The sequence below is a fragment of the Nocardioides sp. genome (genome assembly GCF_051876515.1).
In the GTDB taxonomy this organism is placed as follows: Bacteria; Actinomycetota; Actinomycetes; order Propionibacteriales; family Nocardioidaceae; genus Nocardioides.
Map to the genome: position 1 here is coordinate 1 of NZ_JBJEHY010000033.1, position 16,062 is coordinate 16,062.

Consider the following 16,062-nt stretch of genomic DNA (forward strand, 5'->3'; position numbering starts at 1 on the left):
CTGCAGGTGGTCGGCGGCACGTCCACGCCGCTGGGGATCATCCCGTGCGGCACCGGCAACGACGTGGCCCAGTATCTCGACCTGCCGCGCAAGGATCCGCTGGCCGCGGCCGACCGGGTGATCGCCGGTCGCACCAGCACGATCGACCTGGCGCGCGCCGGTTCGACGTGGTTCGCCACCGTCATGGCGGCCGGCTTCGACGCGATCGTGAACGAGCGCGCCAACCAGATGACCTGGCCGTCGGGGCAGATGCGGTACAACATCGCCACCCTCGCTGAGCTGCGCACGTTCCGGCCGCTGCGCTACACCCTCGAGCTGGACGGTGAGACCGTCGAGGCCACCGCCATGCTCGTCGCCGTGGGCAACGGTCGTTCCTTCGGCGGCGGCCTGCGCATCGCCGAGGGCGCGTCCCTGCACGACGGCCTGCTGGACGTGGTGGTGATCTCCGAGATGGGCAAGGGCCGGCTGGTGAAGCTCTACCCGCGCCTGTTCAAGGGCACCCACACGACCGCCCCGGAGTATGCCCGGCACCAGGTGCGACGCGTCACCGTCGCCTCGGCGGGCATCGTGGCGTACGCCGACGGTGAACGACTTGGCCCCCTCCCGATCACGGTCGAGGCCGTGCCTGATGCCCTGGTGGTGTACTCATGAGTCCCGAGCCGAGCGCCTCGGAGCGCTACTCCAGCTTCCGTCGGGCGCAGGAGCACCCCCACTTCCACGACTTCGCGGCCCAGCAGAAGTTCGGCCTCGACGACTTCCAGGCTCGCGCCTGCCGGGAGATCGAGGAGGGCCGGGGCGTCCTCGTCGCGGCACCCACCGGCTCCGGCAAGACGATCGTGGGCGAGTTCGCGGTGCACCTGGCGCTGGCCACGGGGCGCAAGGCGTTCTACACGACCCCGATCAAGGCGCTGTCGAACCAGAAGTACAACGACCTCGTGGAGCGGTACGGCGCCGACCACGTCGGCCTCCTGACGGGAGACACGTCCGTCAACGGTGAGGCGCCGGTGGTGGTGATGACCACCGAGGTGCTGCGCAACATGCTGTACGCGGGCTCGCAGACGTTGCTGAACCTCGGGTTCGTGGTGATGGACGAGGTGCACTACCTCGCCGACCGTTCCCGGGGCGCCGTCTGGGAGGAGGTCATCATCCACCTCCCGGAGTCGGTGAGCGTGGTCTCGCTGTCGGCCACCGTCTCCAACGCAGAGGAGTTCGGCGAGTGGCTGGAGACCGTGCGCGGTGAGACGACGACCATCGTCGAGGAGCGCCGCCCGGTGCCGCTGTTCCAGCACGTCATGGTCGGGCGCCGGATCCTCGACCTGTTCGCTTCCTCCGACGTGGATGCCAGCGCCGGGTTCGTGAAGGAGGGGGCACCGGTCAACGCCGAGCTGCTCAAGGTGGCGCGCGACGACTTCGCCAGCGCCCGCCTGATGCGGGACCGCCGCGCCCCACGTGGCAAGGGGAGCGGCCCCAAGCAGCGCCAGGTCGGCAACGGTCGCCGGGTGTGGATCCCCAGCCGCGTCGACGTCGTCGAGCGCCTGGAGCGCGAGGGCCTGCTGCCCGCGATCGTCTTCATCTTCAGCCGCGCCGGCTGCGACGCCGCGGTGAGCCAGCTCCTGGCCGCCAACGTGCGGCTCACGGTGCCCGAGGAGCGCGACGAGATCATCGAGACCGTCGAGACGGCCGCGCGCAACCTGCCCGACGCCGACCTGGCGGCCCTGGGCTACCACGACTTCCTGGACGGGCTGAGCCGCGGCGTGGCCGCCCACCACGCCGGCCTGCTGCCGGCGTTCAAGAAGGTCGTCGAGGAACTCTTCGTCCGCGGGCTCGTCAAGGTGGTGTTCGCGACCGAGACGCTGGCGCTCGGGATCAACATGCCGGCCCGCACCGTCGTCATCGAGAAGCTCTCCAAGTGGAACGGCGAGACCCACGCCGACCTCACCCCCGGCGAGTACACGCAGCTGACCGGGCGTGCCGGGCGCCGCGGCCTCGACATCGAGGGTCACGCGGTGGTCCTGTGGCAACCGGGCATCAATCCGAGCGAGGTCGCAGGCCTGGCCTCCACACGGACGTACCCGCTGCGGTCGTCGTTCCGGCCCTCGTACAACATGGCCGTCAACCTGGTGCACCAGTTCGGTCGGGAGCGCTCCCGGGAGCTGCTGGAGATGTCCTTCGCCCAGTTCCAGGCGGACCGGGCGGTCGTGGGTCTGGCCCGGCAGCTCAACAAGGCCGAGGACGCCCTGGACGGGTACCGCGACGCGGCCGCCTGCCACCTGGGCGACTTCATGGAGTACGCCGAGCTGCGCCGACGGGTCTCCGAGGTGGAGAAGGGGGCCGCGCGTGAGCGTCGGGCCGACCGCCGCGCCGAGGCGGTGGCCGCCGTTCGCCGCTTCCGCGTGGGCGACGTGATCGACGTCCCCTCCGGCAAGTTCAGCGGGCTGGCGCTGGTGGTCGAGGGCGCCGCGCACGAGGAGGACCCACGGCCGTACGTCCTGACGGCCCAGAGCCAGGCGCGCAGGCTGTCCATGAACGACTTCCCGGTCCCGGTGACGCCGTTCACCAGGATGCGGGTCCCGAAGTCCTTCAACGGGCGCAACGCGCAGATGAGGCGTGACCTCGCCGCCGCCCTGCGGGCGAAGGCGCACGACGCACGCCGTTTCGGGGAAGCACCCGCCCATCCCCAGCCCGCCTCCGCCTCGCACGGGGTCGACTCGGCCGTGGAGCGTGAGATCGCGTCCCTGCGCCAGGAGCTCAAGGCGCACCCCTGCCACTCCTGCCCTGAGCGGGAGGACCACTCGCGGTGGGCGGAGCGCTGGTTCAAGCTGCAGCGCGACTCCGACACGCTGCGCCGCCGCGTCGAGAACCGGACCAACACGGTGGCGCGGACGTTCGACCGGGTCTGCTCGGTCCTCACCGCCCTGAACTACCTCGACGGCGACACGGTGACGCCGCGCGGGCGCCACCTGATGCGCATCTACACCGAGATGGACCTGGTGGCGGCCGAGGCCATCCGCGACGGGCTGTACGACGACCTGACGCCGGCCGAGCTGGCCTCGGCGTTGTCAGCGCTCGTGTTCGAGGCCCGCCGGGCCGACGACTCCTCCTCGCCGCGGATGCCGGGGGAGAAGGTGCGCGGAGTGCTCACCGCCACCGTGCGTCTGTGGCAGCAGCTCGACGCCCTCGAGACGGACCACCGCCTCGACTTCCTGCGCCGGCCCGACAACGGCTTCGCGTGGGCGGCTTGGCGCTGGGCCGAGGGCGACAACCTCGACTCGATCCTGGACGAGACGGGGCTGAGCGCCGGCGACTTCGTACGGTGGATGAAGCAGCTGATCGACCTCACCGGCCAGGTCGCCGACGCTGCAGCGGACACCCCTTTGCGCAAGGCGGCGCACAAGGCGCGCGACCAGCTGCGGCGCGGGGTGGTCGCGGCATCGCTCGCCGGGGAGTGACGAGCCGCGCCGGGACGTGTCGGCGCCGTGTGACAGGCTTCCCCCATGTCTGACCAGAGGTTGCTCCTGCTCGACACCGCGTCGCTCTACTTCCGGGCCTTCTTCGGGGTGCCCGACAGCGTGCGGGCGCCCGACGGCACGCCGGTCAACGCCGTGCGTGGCCTGCTGGACTTCATCAGCCGGCTCGTCGAGGAGTACCAGCCCACCCACCTGGCCTGCTGCTGGGACGACGACTGGCGTCCGGCCTGGCGGGTGGAGCTGATCCCCTCGTACAAGCAGCACCGCGTGGTCGAGGTGGTGCCCGGTGACGCCCCCGACGTCGAGGAGGTGCCGGACCTGCTGCAGGTGCAGGTGCCCGTCATCCGTGACGTCCTGGCGGCGTACGGGATAGCCGTGGTCGGGCACACCGAGATGGAGGCGGACGACGTGATCGGCACCCTGGCGACCGGCGCCGGCATGCCGGTCGACGTCGTGACCGGCGACCGCGACCTGTTCCAGCTCGTCGACGACGCCGCCGAGGTACGGATCCTCTACACCGCCCGCGGCGTCGGTCGGCACGAGAAGGTCGACAACGCCTGGGTCCGGGCCAAGTACGGGGTCGACGCGGCCCAGTACGCCGACTTCGCCACCATGCGTGGCGACGCCTCCGACGGCCTTCCCGGCGTGGCAGGTGTGGGGGAGAAGACCGCGGCCACCCTGTTGGGGCGTTTCGGGGACATCGACACCATCGTGGCGGCCGCCTCCGATCCCTCCGCCGACATGGGCCCGGGTCCCCGGGGCAAGATCAAGGCGGCGCTCGACTACCTGGCGGTGGCGCCGCAGGTCGTGGCCGTGCGACGCGACCTCGATCTGGGCGACCCGGATCTGCAGGTGCCGTCCGTGCCCCGCGACCCCGAGACCCTGGCCGGGCTGACCGAACGGTGGGGACTTGGTTCGTCTGTCGAGCGTTTGAGCGACGTACTGGCCCGTTCGGTCTAGATTGTCCGACGTGAGTACTCCGCAGGTAGAGGGCACCGACCGCAAGATCCTGTCGCTGCTGGCCGTGGACGGGCGCATGTCCTTCACGGATCTGGGCAAGGCGACCGGTCTGTCGACGTCTGCGGTGCACCAGCGGGTGAAGCGTCTGGAGGCACGCGGTCTGATCCACGGCTACGGCGCCTCGGTCGACCACGACCGTCTGGGCCGGCCCCTCACCGCCTTCATCTCGATCACCCCGATCGACCCCTCGCAGCCCGACGACTACCCGGACCGGCTGGCCTCCATCAGCGAGATCGAGTCCTGCTGGTCCGTGGCCGGCGACGAGTCGTACATCCTCAAGATCCGGGTCGCGACGCCGCGGGACCTGGAGGACCTGCTGGCCCGCATCCGTGGCGCCGCCAACGTCTCCACGCGCACCACGATCGTGCTGTCCACGGCGTACGAGAACCGTCCCGTCCACTGACACCGTGCACGACGCAGGAGCCCCGGACCAGACGGTCCGGGGCTCCTGCCGTCGGTGGGCTCAGTACCCCTGGAGGGCGGCGGTACGGCGCGACGCCTCCGCCATCTCGGCCGCCTTCAGCGCGGTCTCGTCGAGACGGCCGTGCTCGGCCCACCACCGCTGGCCCTCCTCGGGCAGCGTGTGGATCGGGTCGTAGTACTCGTAGAAGCGCCCCAGCGCGTCCGCGTCGCTGGCCTCGATGGAGGTCCGGTAGTTCTTGGTCCAGTACGAGATGCCGTGCGTCTTGTCGTAGTCGGCGATCTGGTGCACCCACCGCTTGCCGACGAACGGGACGTCGCACACGATGCGCGGCGTGGCGAAGCCGGGCAGGTAGCCCATGATGTGGTGCTGGAGCTGCTGGGCCTGGGCGACCGAGACCCGCCAGTGCTCCGAGTACGGGATCATGTCGCACATGTAGAAGTAGTACGGCATGATCTGGGCGCCGTCGAGAAGCCGGAAGCACAGGTCGAGCAGGGCGTGCGGGTCGTCGTTGACCCCGCCCAGCAGGACTCCCTGGTTGCGGACGTCGCGCACCCCGGCGTCCAGCATCGCCTTGGCGGCCTGGGCCACCAGCGGCGTCACGGAGTTGCCGTGGTTGGCGTGCGTGTGGATCGCGATGGAGACGCCTCGCTGGCGAGCCGTGGTGGCGATCCGGTTGACACCCTCGACGACCTCGGGCTGCAGCCAGTGCTGGGGCAGACCGATCAGCGCCTTCGTGGCCAGGCGGACGTCGCGGATGTTGTCGATCTCCAGCAGCCGTCCGAGGAAGTCCTCGAGACGGGGCCAGGGCATGTTGGCGACGTCGCCCCCCGAGACGACGACGTCGCGGACCGTGGGGTTGCGCCGGAGGTAGTCGAGCATGTCGTCGAGGCGGCTCTGCGGCTTGCCGACGAACTTCAGCTTGTCGACCACGACGGTGGAGTTGCCGACGAGATCCATCCGGGTGCAGTGGCCGCAGTACTGGGGACACGTCGGCAGCAGCTCGGCGAGCACCTTGGTGGGGTAGCGGTGGGTCAGGCCCTCGGCCACCCACATGTCGTGCTCGTGCAGGGAGTCGCGGGTCGCGTGCGGGTGCGAGGGCCAGTCGGTGCGCCGGTCCGAGAAGACGGGCAGCATGTAGCGGCGTACCGGGTCGGCGTAGAAGGCCTCGGTCAGGCTTCCCGCTCCGGACGGCTCGAGGTGCGGCACCATCGTGTTCATCATCTGCGGCGGGACCAGCATCGACATCGTGGCGCGCTCGTTCTGGTCGCGCTCGAGGTCGGCGTAGAAGCGCTCATCCAGCAGGTCGCCCATGAGCTCGCGCAGCTGCTTGAGGTTCTTCACGCAGTGCGCACGCTGCCACTGCACGGAGGCCCAGTCGGCCTCCGTCACGTCGGCCCAGCCGGGGAAGCGACGCCAGTCCGGTTCGACGAGGACGGGCTGCGAGTAGACGTACGGCTGCTCGGCCACACGCGTCTCGGCGCTGGTCGCGGTCATCGGTTCCTCCTCAGGGGCAGGGGTGGTTGTGTGAGCGCACTCACCTCTGACACGATAGGCGCAGAACCTCCGTCAAGTCCACGTCAAGGCCGCAAGATCTTCGGTCTGATATGGCATTTCGAGAAGGGATTGCCGTCTTGAGTGTTCAGGATCCGGTACGAGCCTCCGATCCGACCGGCCTGCACCGGGTGCTCGACGAGCCGGCGGTGCTTCCCCAGGCCGCGCAGCGTCTGGACACCAGGACGTCGTTGTGGCCGGACGAGGTGCGCATCGACGTGGAGCGCCTCAACCTGGACGCGGCGTCCTTCCGCCAGCTCTCGGAGGCGCACGACGGCGACGGTGACGCAGTACGCTCCGCCGTGCTGGAGATCGTCTCGGCGCGCGGCAAGATGCAGAACCCGGTGACCGGGTCCGGCGGCATGCTCGTGGGTACCGTGGCCGAGGTCGGCCCGGAGTCTCCGCTCGGCCTCGCGGTCGGTGACAGGGTGGCGACGCTGGTGAGCCTGACCCTGACCCCGCTCACCATCAGCGACGGCCTCGTCGGGTGGGACGGTCGCGGGGAGCAGGTTCCGTGTACGGGCCAGGCCGTCCTGTTCGCGCGTTCCATCGCCGCCGTGCTTCCAGACGACCTCCCGGTCCCGCTCTCACTCAGTGTCATGGACGTGTGCGGGGCACCCGCCCTCACCGCGCGCGTCACCGCCCAGCGGGAACGCCCGAGCGTCCTGGTCATCGGCGGCGCCGGGAAGTCCGGCTCGCTGAGCCTCGCCGCTGCCCGACGGGCCGGCGCCTCCCGGACCGTCGGTCTGGTGCCGACGGAGACCGAGGCGCAGCTGCTGCGCCACTCGGGGCTGGCCGACCACGTCGTCGTCGCCGACGCCACGGACCCGGTCGCGGTGCAGACAGCGCTCCGGGCAGCGGGCGGCGAGACCGACGTCACCGTGGTCTGCGTCGACGTCCCCGGCTGCGAGGGCGGCGCCATCCTCGCCACGGCCCAGGGCGGCACCATCATCTTCTTCTCCATGGCCACCTCGTTCAGCGCTGCCGCCCTGGGCGCGGAGGGTCTGGCCGCCGACGTGCAGATGCTGATCGGCAACGGGTACGTCCCGGGACACGCCGACTACGCCCTGGAGCTGCTGCGCAGCGAGCCCGGCGTGCGCGGCCTCTTCGAGCGGAGGGCCCACTGATGACCGACGCTCCCACCCTCGGGCTCGACCCGGCGCTCGCGTCCTCGGCGCGTGACCTCGCGCGACGCGTGGGCGAGCCGATCGTCGACCTGGCCCAGCGCCACACGACCGTCTCTGTCGAACGCGCCACCCTGCGCCTCGCGGGGCTGTCCGGTGCCGACCCGGACGGCACGCCCTGGGTCAACCACCTGGCGGACGCCGTACGTGCCTCCACCGGGCTGGAGCACGGGGTCAGCCTTCCCGTGTACGACGCACTCCTGCGCGGGGCCGCCCCCGACCTGGCCACCCTCGCGGAGCGGGCCGGGGCGGGCACCGTCGACTTCCGACTCCCCGACGGCGACGACCGACGGGCGGCGGCCGAGCTGGCTCGCACCCAGGTCGCGGCCGGTCTGGCCCGCGTGGACGCGCAGCGACGCAACCGCGAGCAGTTCGTGGCCGAGGTGGGCGACGCCCCCAGCACCCCGTGGATCTACCTCATCGTGGCGACGGGCGACATCATGGAGGACATCCCGCAGGCCCAGGCGGCCGCCCGGGCCGGTGCCGACGTCATCGCCGTGATCCGCTCCACCGGCCAGTCACTGCTGGACTTCGTCCCCGAAGGAGCCACGCGGGAGGGGTTCGCCGGCACCTACGCGACGCAGGAGAACTTCCGGCTGATGCGGGCCGCACTCGACGAGACGAGCCGCGAGCTGGGGCGCTACGTCCGCCTCACCAACTACGCCTCCGGCTTGTGCATGCCCGAGATCGCGGCGCTGGCCGGCCTCGAGCGTCTCGACATGATGCTCAACGACTCGATGTACGGGATCCTCTTCCGCGACATCAACCCGATCCGCACGTTCGTGGACCAGCGGTTCAGCCGCCAGGTCCACGCCCGCGCGGGGATCATCATCAACACCGGCGAGGACAACTACCTCACCACCGCGGACGCGGTCGAGGCGGCGCACACCGTCACCACCAGCCAGCTCCTCAACGAGTACTTCGCCAAGGAGGCCGGACTGGAGGACTGGCAGCTCGGTCTGGGGCACGCCTTCGAGATCGACCCGGACGTGGAGGACTCCTTCCGCCTCGAGCTCGCCCACGCGATGCTTGCGCGTGAGCTGTTCCCCGACGCCCCCCTCAAGTGGATGCCGCCGACGCGGCACATGACGGGCGACGTCTTCCGCGGCTACCTGCTCGACGGGTTCTTCAACCTCGCCGGCGCCCTCACCGGGCAGGGCATCCTCCTGGTCGGGATGATGACCGAGGCCGTGGTGACGCCGTGGCTGTCCGACCGTGACCTGGCGCTGCAGAACGTGCGGTACGTGATGAATGCGGCAGGACGCCTGCGTGAGGACTTCCGGCCGCAGCCGGGCGGCTTCATCGCCGAGCGCGCGCGTACCGTGCTGGACGAGACCATCGCGCTCCTGGGGCGCTTCGAGGACCACCCGGACGGCCTCCTGGACGCGATCGCGGACGGGACGTTCGGACTCATGAAGCGCCCGGCCGACAAGGGCAAGGGGCTCGACGGAGTCTTCGAGAAGGCCGACGGTTTCCTCAACCCGGCCACGGATCTGCTGGAGGAGGCCCGATGAGCGCCGACGTCGTCCGCCCGTACGGCGATACCACCGGTGACGGGATGGTGCAGACCTCGTTCACCCTGCCCCTGCCGCACGACAAGGTCGCCGAGGGCGCGGCCGTGCAGCTGGCCAACAAGATGGGCATGGACCCCGCGCTGGTGGTCCACGCGAAGGCGATCGGGGAGGGGCACACCTTCTTCGTCGTGTACGGCCGGGTCAACCACCTGGTCGAGACCGCCAAGGTCGAGGTCGTCGAGCGCGACTACCCGCTGCTGACGCCGAAGGAGGCCAACGCGACCGTCAAGGAGCGTCTGCGCCGCCGGATGGTGGTCGTGGGCGCGTGCATCGGCACCGACGCGCACACCGTCGGGATCGACGCGATCCTCAACATCAAGGGGTTCGCCGGGGAGAAGGGGCTGGAGTACTACCGCGAGCTCAAGGTCGTGAACCTCGGCGCACAGGTCTCGGTGCCGCAGCTGGTCGAGGCCGCCCGGGCGGAGCACGCCGACGCGGTCCTCGTCTCCCAGGTCGTCACCCAGCGTGACGCCCACCTGCTCAACACGCGCGAGATGTCGGCAGCCTTCCGGGAGGCGTACCCCGCGGCGACCCGACCTCTGCTCGTCGTCGGCGGCCCCCGCTTCGACGAGAGCTCGGCCGCCGACCTGGGCGTCGACCGCGTGTTCAGCCGGGGCACCACGCCGGGCGAGGTCGCCTCGTACCTCGTCAGCCGCATCGCAGGTGAGAAGGAGTCGGCATGACCGCACCACTGCCCACGCCCGTGCTGGGCGAGACCGTCACGCACCGCCGGTACGTGCCGTACAGCCACGCGCACTACGCCGGCAACCTGGTCGACGGTGCCTACTCGATGGGTCTCTTCGGGGACATCGCCACCGAGATGTGCATCCGCACGGACGCCGACGAGGGCCTGTTCGCCGGGTACAGCACCGTGACCTTCCACGAGGCCGTCCGTGCGGGCGACGTGCTGGAGGTGACCTGCCGCCTGGTCCGTATCGGCAGCCGCAGCCGGGAGCTCGAGCTGGCCGTGCACGTGGTGGGGCGTGGTGAGCCGACCGAGCAGCAGCCCGGGGCGGCCCGGATGCTCGCGACGCCCCTGCTGGCCACCACGGCTGTCGGGACCGTCGTGGTGCCGGCCCGCACCGCAACCACCTGAGCACGCCTGCGCGTGGAGCGGTCCGCTACCGTCTGAGCGTGTTCTGGCGGTGTCTTGGTGCTGTGCTGGGCGGCGCCTTCCTGGCGGCCGCCTTCGAACCCGTGGGCTGGGCGGCGCTCATGCCCGTGGGGCTCGCGCTGCTCTTCCTGTGCACCTACGGCCTCACCGCACGGCGGGTGTGGCCGGTCAGCCTCCTGTTCGGGCTCTCCTTCATCTACCTCGTCATGTTCTGGATGCGGGACTCGGTCGGCGTGGACGCCTGGCTGGCCATGTGTGGCGTGCTCGCCGCCTACTTCGTCCCCCTCGGCTTCGGGCTGGTCTGGTCCTACCGGAGCCGCTGGTGGCCCCTCCTGGGTGCCGTCTGGTGGGTCGCGCTCGAGTCGATCCGCAGTGTGTGGCCCTTCAGCGGCATGCCGTTCGGACGACTGGCGTACGCCACGTCCGGCACGGTGTGGGAGGCGGCGCTGCCCTGGGTCGGGATGACGGGCGTCAGCCTGCTCGTCGCGCTCAGCGGCGCGGTCCTCGCCTGGGCCGTGATCGAGGTACGGCGGCGGCCCACCCTGGTCGCGACCGGGGCCGCTGCCGTCGGTCTGGTGACCGCGCTGCCGCACGTGGCCGTCTGGGGCTTCGAGCGTGACGGCGAGATGGACGTCGCGGTCGTCCAGGGCAACGTGCCGGGCGACGGGACCGACGTCGTCGGCAACCACCGTGAGATCACCCGCAACCACGTGCGACTCTCCCGCCAGCTCGCCAGCGAGGTGGACGCGGGGGAGCGGCCCCGGCCGGACCTGGTGGTCTGGCCCGAGAACTCGACCGCGGTGGACCCGTTCACCGACAGCGAGACCAACGCCGGCATCCAGCTCGCCTCCTCCGACCTGGGCGTACCGCTGCTCGTGGGGGCCATGGTCGATGCCGAGAGCGACGAGCTGGTCCTCAACCAGGGCATCGTCTGGACCCCCGGGCGCGGCGGGGGAGACCGGTACACCAAGCGCCACCCCGTTCCGTACGGTGAGTACATCCCGTTCCGCGGCACCCTGATCCCCTCTGACTACGGCAAGCTCCGCTCGATCACCCGCGACATGGTCCGCGGCGTCCGCGTCTCTCCACTCGACGCTGCCGGCACGAAGATCGCGGACGCGATCTGCTTCGACGTCGCCTACGACGAGGGCATCGCGGCACAGCTGCGCGGCGGCGGGCGCCTGCTCACCGTCCAGACCAGCAACGCGATGTTCATCCACACCGCCCAGGTCGACCAGCAGTTCGAGATCAGCCGCCTGCGGGCCGTCGAGTCGCGACGCTGGGTCGTGGTCGCGGCGCTCAACGGCGTCTCCGGGATCATCTCGCCCGAGGGTGACGTGGTCGCGACCGAGCCCCGCCGCACCGAGGCCGTGCTGCAGTCCACCGTCGAGCTCAGCTCGCGACTCACGCCGGCCAGCCTGGCGGGTGTGTGGACCGGACGGGTCCTCGTGGGGCTGGCAGCCCTCCACGCACTGGCGGTGGCGGTGCCATATCGTAGGCGGTCGCGTCGCACCCGGCGCGATCTCGAGGAAACAGCAGCAGGGACGGTGCACACATGACGCAGGGCACGCTCGGACGTGTGGTGATGGTGATCCCCACCTTCAACGAGTCCGCCAACCTGGAGTGGATCGTGGGACGGCTGCGCGAGGCCCAGCCCGAGGTGCACCTCATGGTCGTCGACGACAACAGCCCCGACGGGACCGGCGACATCGCCGACCGCCTCGCGGCAGCGGACGACCATGTCCAGGTGGTCCACCGCACCGAGAAGGCTGGCCTCGGCGCCGCGTACCTGCACGGTTTCGCCGTCGCCCTGGAGCAGGGGTTCGACGTCATCGGCGAGATGGACGCCGACGGCTCGCACCAGCCCGAGCAGCTGCACCGGCTCCTCGACCGCCTCGAGACCGCGGACCTCGTCATCGGCTCCCGGTACGTCCCGGGCGGGAGCGTCGTCAACTGGCCGTTCTCGCGCCTGGCCCTCTCGCGGGGCGGCAACCTGTACGTCCGCCTCCTGCTCGGCATCAAGGTGAAGGACGCCACCGCCGGGTTCCGGGTTTTCCGCCGTGCCACACTGGAGAAGATCGACCTCGCCTCCGTGCAGTCCGCCGGCTACGTCTTCCAGACCGACCTCGCCTACCGCACCGTACGGGCCGGCCTCCGCGTCGCCGAGGTGCCGATCGAGTTCATCGAGCGCGAGAGGGGCGAGTCCAAGATGAGCGGACAGGTCGCCAGCGAGTCGCTGAAGCGGATCACCGCCTGGGGTCTGACCGAGCGCGCCGAGCAGGTCCGCCGCCGGCTGGGCAGGTCGTGACCGGCACCAAGCGTCGTGGGGGAGCACCGTGGGTGCTCCTCCTGCTGGTCGTTCCTCTCCTGGAGATCTTCGTCATCGCCCAGGTGGGCAGCGCCATCGGGGTCTGGTGGACCCTGGCCCTGCTCGTCGTCTCCGGGGCCCTGGGCGTCTGGCTCGTGGCGCGGGAGGGACGCCGTGCGTGGCGTTCCCTGCGGACGGCTGTGCAGCAGGGCCTCACGCCGGCACGTGAGCTGGCCGACGGCGCGCTCGTCCTGATCGGTGGAGCGCTGCTGGTGTTCCCCGGGTTCGTGACCGACGTGCTCGGGCTCGTCCTGGTCCTGCCCTTCACGAGGCCGCTGGCCCGTGGGCTGCTCACCGCTGCCATCGGGCGACGGTTCGCCGTGATCCCGGACGTACGTCGCCCCGGACCTTCCGGCAGTGGGCCGGTGGTCCGGGGCGACGTCGTCGACTGATCCGTCTCGGGACGGAGCTGTCAGAGGCTCAGGTCAGCTGACCTTGCGCTTGCGGGTGCTCGGGCGGTGCAGGTGGGCCGGCCCGATCTCCCCGCCGCGCAGCAGCTCGAGACGCTCCTTGAGGATGTCCTCGAGCTCGGTCTCGGAGCGACGCTCGAGCAGCATGTCCCAGTGGGTACGGACGGGCTTCTCGTTCTTCTCCTCGGGCTCGATGCCCGCCGTGCTCAGGGCGTTCGCGCCGCAGCGCGGGCACTCCCACTCGGCCGGGATGTCAGCCTCGACCGACATGGTGATCTCGAACTCGTGCTTGTTCTCGCAGCGGTACCCCACCTGCTGCCGAGCGGCGAACTCGATGCCGCGCTCGTCCTCGAAACTCTGGCCGCCGAGACGCGCCCCACGCAGTGTGCGCTCTGCCACCTGCCCACCTCCAAGATCGTGCTGCCCCGCTTGTTCGGGTGAAACGGTCGGACCCGGATGCCCCCAGCCACTTGTGGTGGCGGTTTACCGTCCAGCAACCTTCAACGGTAGCGGTTTGGCCAAGATTCCGACATTCGCCGAAAACCTTGCTGCCGAGGACGAGATCTGCGACACAACGTTGCCGCAGCGCCCAGCGTGTCCGTCAGTGCACGTCCTCGGCGTGCGCGAGCGCGGAGTCCTTGCTCAGGCCGCTGCGTACGGGCAGCAGCAGGGCCAGACCGATCGCCAGCACCACGAGGATGCCGAGGATCCCGAAGTACTGCACCGAGTCGTGGGTGGAGGCTCCGGTCAGGGCGGCGCCGGCCACGATCGCCAGCGACCAGCACGCCGGCGCCATCCAGCTCACCGCGCGTCCGGTGGTGGCGTACAGGCCGAACACCTGGCCCTCCTGCCCCTCGGGGATCAGCCGTGCCAGGAAGGTGCGCGAGGCCGACTGCGCCGGGCCGACGAAGATGCACAGGATGAGGCCGAAGATCCAGAAGATCGTCTTGCCGCCGTCGTGGAAGAAGAAGACGCACGCACCGGCGACGATCATCGAGGACAGAGCGATCACGATGACCCGCTTCGGCCCGAGGATGTCGTCGAGGAAGCCGAAGAGGATCGTCGCGATGCCGGCCACCACGTTGGCCGCGACGCCGAAGATGATCACGCCCCCGGCTGAGAAGCCGAACGATCCGGCCGCCAGCACACCGCCGAAGGTGAAGACACCGGCCAGGCCGTCGCGGAAGACGGCGGAGGCGACCAGGAACTTCACCGTGTTGCGGTCCTCCAGCCACAGCTCCTTGATGCTGGCGAACAGCAGACGGTACGACTCCGCGAGGCTGGTCCGCCTGGCCTTCTCCGTCCGGGCCGTGTGCGGCTTGTCGCGAAGCGTCAGGAGCACCGGGAGCGAGAACAGGAGCGTCCACACGGCGCACACGAGCATCGTGACGCGTACGTCCATGCCGTCCTCGCCGGTGATCCCGAACAGTCCCACCTCGGGGTTGATCAGTCCGAAGTACACGGCCAGCAGGAGCACGATGCCGCCGATGTAGCCCAGACCCCAGCCCAGGCCGGAGATCTTCCCGACGTTGGACGGCGTCGAGATGTCGTTGAGCATCGCGTTGTAGTTGACCGAGGCGAACTCGAAGAAGATGTTGCCGGCGGCCAGGAGCAGCAGGCCGAGCCACAGGAACGCCTCGTCGGGCTCCACGAAGAACATGCCCGCCGACATCGCGATCACCAGGGCCGTGTTGACCCCGAGCCAGAAGCCGCGACGTCCCGCGCGGTCCGAACGCTGCCCCGTGACGGGGGCGAACACCAGGATCACCAGACCCGCCGCGGTCAGAGCCCACCCCAGGCGGGTGTCCGCCTCGGGGCCGAAGCTGTCGGAGGTGATGTAGACGCTGAAGACGAAGGTCGTGATGACCGCGTTGAACGCCGCCGACCCCCAGTCCCACAGGCCCCAGGCCACCACCGGCCAGGCGCCCGAGCGCGTCACCGGTTCCACCCCTGCGTCCGCCACCTGTTCCGTCATGCCGACTCCTCCCACAACCCGTTCTCCGACAGGACACCCCTGAGGATGTCGGTCCGATCCGTCATGATCCCGTCGACACCCCGGTCGATGAGTTCCCTCATCTCATCAGGGTCGTCGATCGTCCACACGTGTACCTGCACCCCGTTGGCATGAGCACGGCGCACCAGTCCGGGCGTCACGACACGCATCCCGCGGTGGTGGTGCGGCACCTGCAGCGCCACCGGCCGCCCGCGCGTCAACAGACGGGCCGCCCACGCGGTGGGGGAGAAGCGGTACGCCACCACCTCCAGCGCCGCCGCGGAGGTCCGAACACGACCGCGCGTCAACCGGCGGAACGCCGCCAGACGCCTGCCCGAGAACGACCCGACCAGGATGCGGTCGTGCAGGCAGCGCTCCTCGATGAAGTCGTGCAGCGCACCCACCGACGCCTCCGACTTGAGGTCGATGTTGAACGACGCGCCCGGTAGCGCCTCCACCAGCTCCGCCAGCGTGGGCACCTGCGCCCGTCCGCCGATCCGGGCCTCGCGGACCTGCTCGAGGGTCAGGTCAGCCACGGCTCCGAGCCGGTCGGTGACCCGGTCCAGCACGTCGTCGTGGAACGCCAGCAGCACCCCGTCGGCCGTCACGTGCACGTCGGTCTCCATGTGCCGGTAACCCAGCTCCCAGGCGTGCTGGAACGCCGTCAGGGTGTTCTCCAGCCCCTCGATCTCCGGGTGGTAGGCGCCACCACGGTGGGCGAACGCCAAGACGGACCGGGACGGCGGTGGGGAAGTCACCCGAGCAGTATGAGGCAGCCCACACCGAGCACCGCAACGCCGGTCGAACCCTCGGCGGAGCTTCGCCTCACTCCTCAGATGTCGGGGTACCTGATCTCGCGCCATCCTGCGGGGCTCGGCTCCGCCTCACTCCTCAGATGTCGCGGTACCTGATCTCGCGCCATCCTGCGGGGCTCGGCTCCGCCTCACTCCTCAGATG

The 16,062-nt window shown here is 70.3% G+C and carries 15 protein-coding genes; 11 read left to right on the top strand and 4 right to left on the bottom strand.

Annotated elements, in window-relative coordinates; translation table 11 throughout:
- The 4 genes from ACI379_RS01865 to ACI379_RS01880 form a co-directional block, all read left to right on the top strand.
- Nucleotides 1–651, top strand: a 651-nt coding sequence (locus tag ACI379_RS01865) for a diacylglycerol kinase family protein (RefSeq protein WP_439790361.1), incomplete at its 5' end; no start/stop codon positions are given.
- Entirely contained in the window at nt 648–3,449 is a 2,802-nt protein-coding gene (locus ACI379_RS01870) for a DEAD/DEAH box helicase (RefSeq protein ID WP_439790362.1), read from the top strand. The genes ACI379_RS01865 and ACI379_RS01870, both read left to right, overlap by 4 nt.
- A gap of 45 nt (nt 3,450–3,494) precedes the next feature.
- On the top strand, nt 3,495–4,427 hold the full coding sequence (locus ACI379_RS01875; RefSeq protein WP_439790363.1) for a 5'-3' exonuclease: 933 nt from the start codon (nt 3,495–3,497) through the stop codon (nt 4,425–4,427).
- A 10-nt stretch (nt 4,428–4,437) separates the two neighbouring features.
- A complete protein-coding gene (locus ACI379_RS01880) occupies nt 4,438–4,890 on the top strand; it encodes an Lrp/AsnC family transcriptional regulator (RefSeq protein ID WP_439790364.1) in 453 nt (150 codons plus the stop codon).
- A gap of 60 nt (nt 4,891–4,950) precedes the next feature.
- Here ACI379_RS01880 and ACI379_RS01885 read toward each other — a convergent pair whose 3' ends face one another.
- A complete protein-coding gene (locus ACI379_RS01885) occupies nt 4,951–6,405 on the bottom strand; it encodes a KamA family radical SAM protein (RefSeq protein WP_439790365.1) in 1,455 nt (484 codons plus the stop codon).
- Nucleotides 6,406–6,542: 137 nt separating this feature from the next.
- Between ACI379_RS01885 and ACI379_RS01890 the strand changes: the two genes are divergently transcribed.
- From ACI379_RS01890 to ACI379_RS01920, 7 genes are read left to right on the top strand one after another with little or no spacing between them, the layout of a single operon-like run.
- A complete protein-coding gene (locus ACI379_RS01890) occupies nt 6,543–7,589 on the top strand; it encodes an L-erythro-3,5-diaminohexanoate dehydrogenase (RefSeq protein WP_439790366.1) in 1,047 nt (348 codons plus the stop codon).
- Nucleotides 7,589–9,160, top strand: a complete 1,572-nt coding sequence (locus tag ACI379_RS01895) for a lysine 5,6-aminomutase subunit alpha (RefSeq protein ID WP_439790367.1) — start codon at nt 7,589–7,591, stop codon at nt 9,158–9,160. Before ACI379_RS01890 ends, ACI379_RS01895 begins: the two co-directional genes overlap by 1 nt.
- Nucleotides 9,157–9,903 carry an OAM dimerization domain-containing protein gene (locus ACI379_RS01900; RefSeq protein WP_439790368.1) on the top strand — a complete coding sequence of 249 codons (747 nt, stop codon included), beginning with the start codon at nt 9,157–9,159 and terminating at the stop codon, nt 9,901–9,903. Before ACI379_RS01895 ends, ACI379_RS01900 begins: the two co-directional genes overlap by 4 nt.
- A complete protein-coding gene (locus ACI379_RS01905) occupies nt 9,900–10,316 on the top strand; it encodes a hotdog domain-containing protein (RefSeq protein ID WP_439790369.1) in 417 nt (138 codons plus the stop codon). Before ACI379_RS01900 ends, ACI379_RS01905 begins: the two co-directional genes overlap by 4 nt.
- A gap of 38 nt (nt 10,317–10,354) precedes the next feature.
- Entirely contained in the window at nt 10,355–11,893 is a 1,539-nt protein-coding gene (lnt, locus tag ACI379_RS01910) for an apolipoprotein N-acyltransferase (protein ID WP_439790370.1), read from the top strand.
- Nucleotides 11,890–12,642, top strand: a complete 753-nt coding sequence (locus ACI379_RS01915) for a polyprenol monophosphomannose synthase (protein WP_439790371.1) — start codon at nt 11,890–11,892, stop codon at nt 12,640–12,642. Before lnt ends, ACI379_RS01915 begins: the two co-directional genes overlap by 4 nt.
- On the top strand, nt 12,639–13,094 hold the full coding sequence (locus tag ACI379_RS01920; RefSeq protein ID WP_439790372.1) for an FxsA family protein: 456 nt from the start codon (nt 12,639–12,641) through the stop codon (nt 13,092–13,094). Before ACI379_RS01915 ends, ACI379_RS01920 begins: the two co-directional genes overlap by 4 nt.
- A gap of 33 nt (nt 13,095–13,127) precedes the next feature.
- Here the strand turns inward: ACI379_RS01920 and ACI379_RS01925 are convergent, their stop codons facing one another.
- The 3 genes from ACI379_RS01925 to ACI379_RS01935 all read right to left on the bottom strand — a co-directional run bounded on the left by ACI379_RS01925 (nt 13,128) and on the right by ACI379_RS01935 (nt 15,863).
- Nucleotides 13,128–13,511, bottom strand: coding sequence for an RNA polymerase-binding protein RbpA (locus tag ACI379_RS01925; protein ID WP_439790373.1), 384 nt, complete (start codon nt 13,509–13,511; stop codon nt 13,128–13,130).
- A 202-nt stretch (nt 13,512–13,713) separates the two neighbouring features.
- Nucleotides 13,714–15,087, bottom strand: a complete 1,374-nt coding sequence (locus ACI379_RS01930) for an MFS transporter (RefSeq protein WP_439790374.1) — start codon at nt 15,085–15,087, stop codon at nt 13,714–13,716.
- A complete protein-coding gene (locus ACI379_RS01935) occupies nt 15,084–15,863 on the bottom strand; it encodes a glycerophosphodiester phosphodiesterase (RefSeq protein WP_439790375.1) in 780 nt (259 codons plus the stop codon). Before ACI379_RS01935 ends, ACI379_RS01930 begins: the two co-directional genes overlap by 4 nt.
- Nucleotides 15,864–16,062: the final 199 nt, after the last annotated feature.

Bases quoted from the DNA above. Each gene is read 5' to 3' on its own strand.
- ACI379_RS01915 (WP_439790371.1), top strand. From the start codon at position 11,890: ATGACGCAGGGCACGCTCGGACGTGTGGTGATGGTGATCCCCACCTTC.
- ACI379_RS01900 (WP_439790368.1), top strand. From the start codon at position 9,157: ATGAGCGCCGACGTCGTCCGCCCGTACGGCGATACCACCGGTGACGGG.
- ACI379_RS01875 (WP_439790363.1), top strand. From the start codon at position 3,495: ATGTCTGACCAGAGGTTGCTCCTGCTCGACACCGCGTCGCTCTACTTC.
- ACI379_RS01895 (WP_439790367.1), top strand. From the start codon at position 7,589: ATGACCGACGCTCCCACCCTCGGGCTCGACCCGGCGCTCGCGTCCTCG.
- ACI379_RS01930 (WP_439790374.1), bottom strand. From the start codon at position 15,087: ATGACGGAACAGGTGGCGGACGCAGGGGTGGAACCGGTGACGCGCTCG.
- ACI379_RS01870 (WP_439790362.1), top strand. From the start codon at position 648: ATGAGTCCCGAGCCGAGCGCCTCGGAGCGCTACTCCAGCTTCCGTCGG.
- ACI379_RS01885 (WP_439790365.1), bottom strand. From the start codon at position 6,405: ATGACCGCGACCAGCGCCGAGACGCGTGTGGCCGAGCAGCCGTACGTC.
- ACI379_RS01905 (WP_439790369.1), top strand. From the start codon at position 9,900: ATGACCGCACCACTGCCCACGCCCGTGCTGGGCGAGACCGTCACGCAC.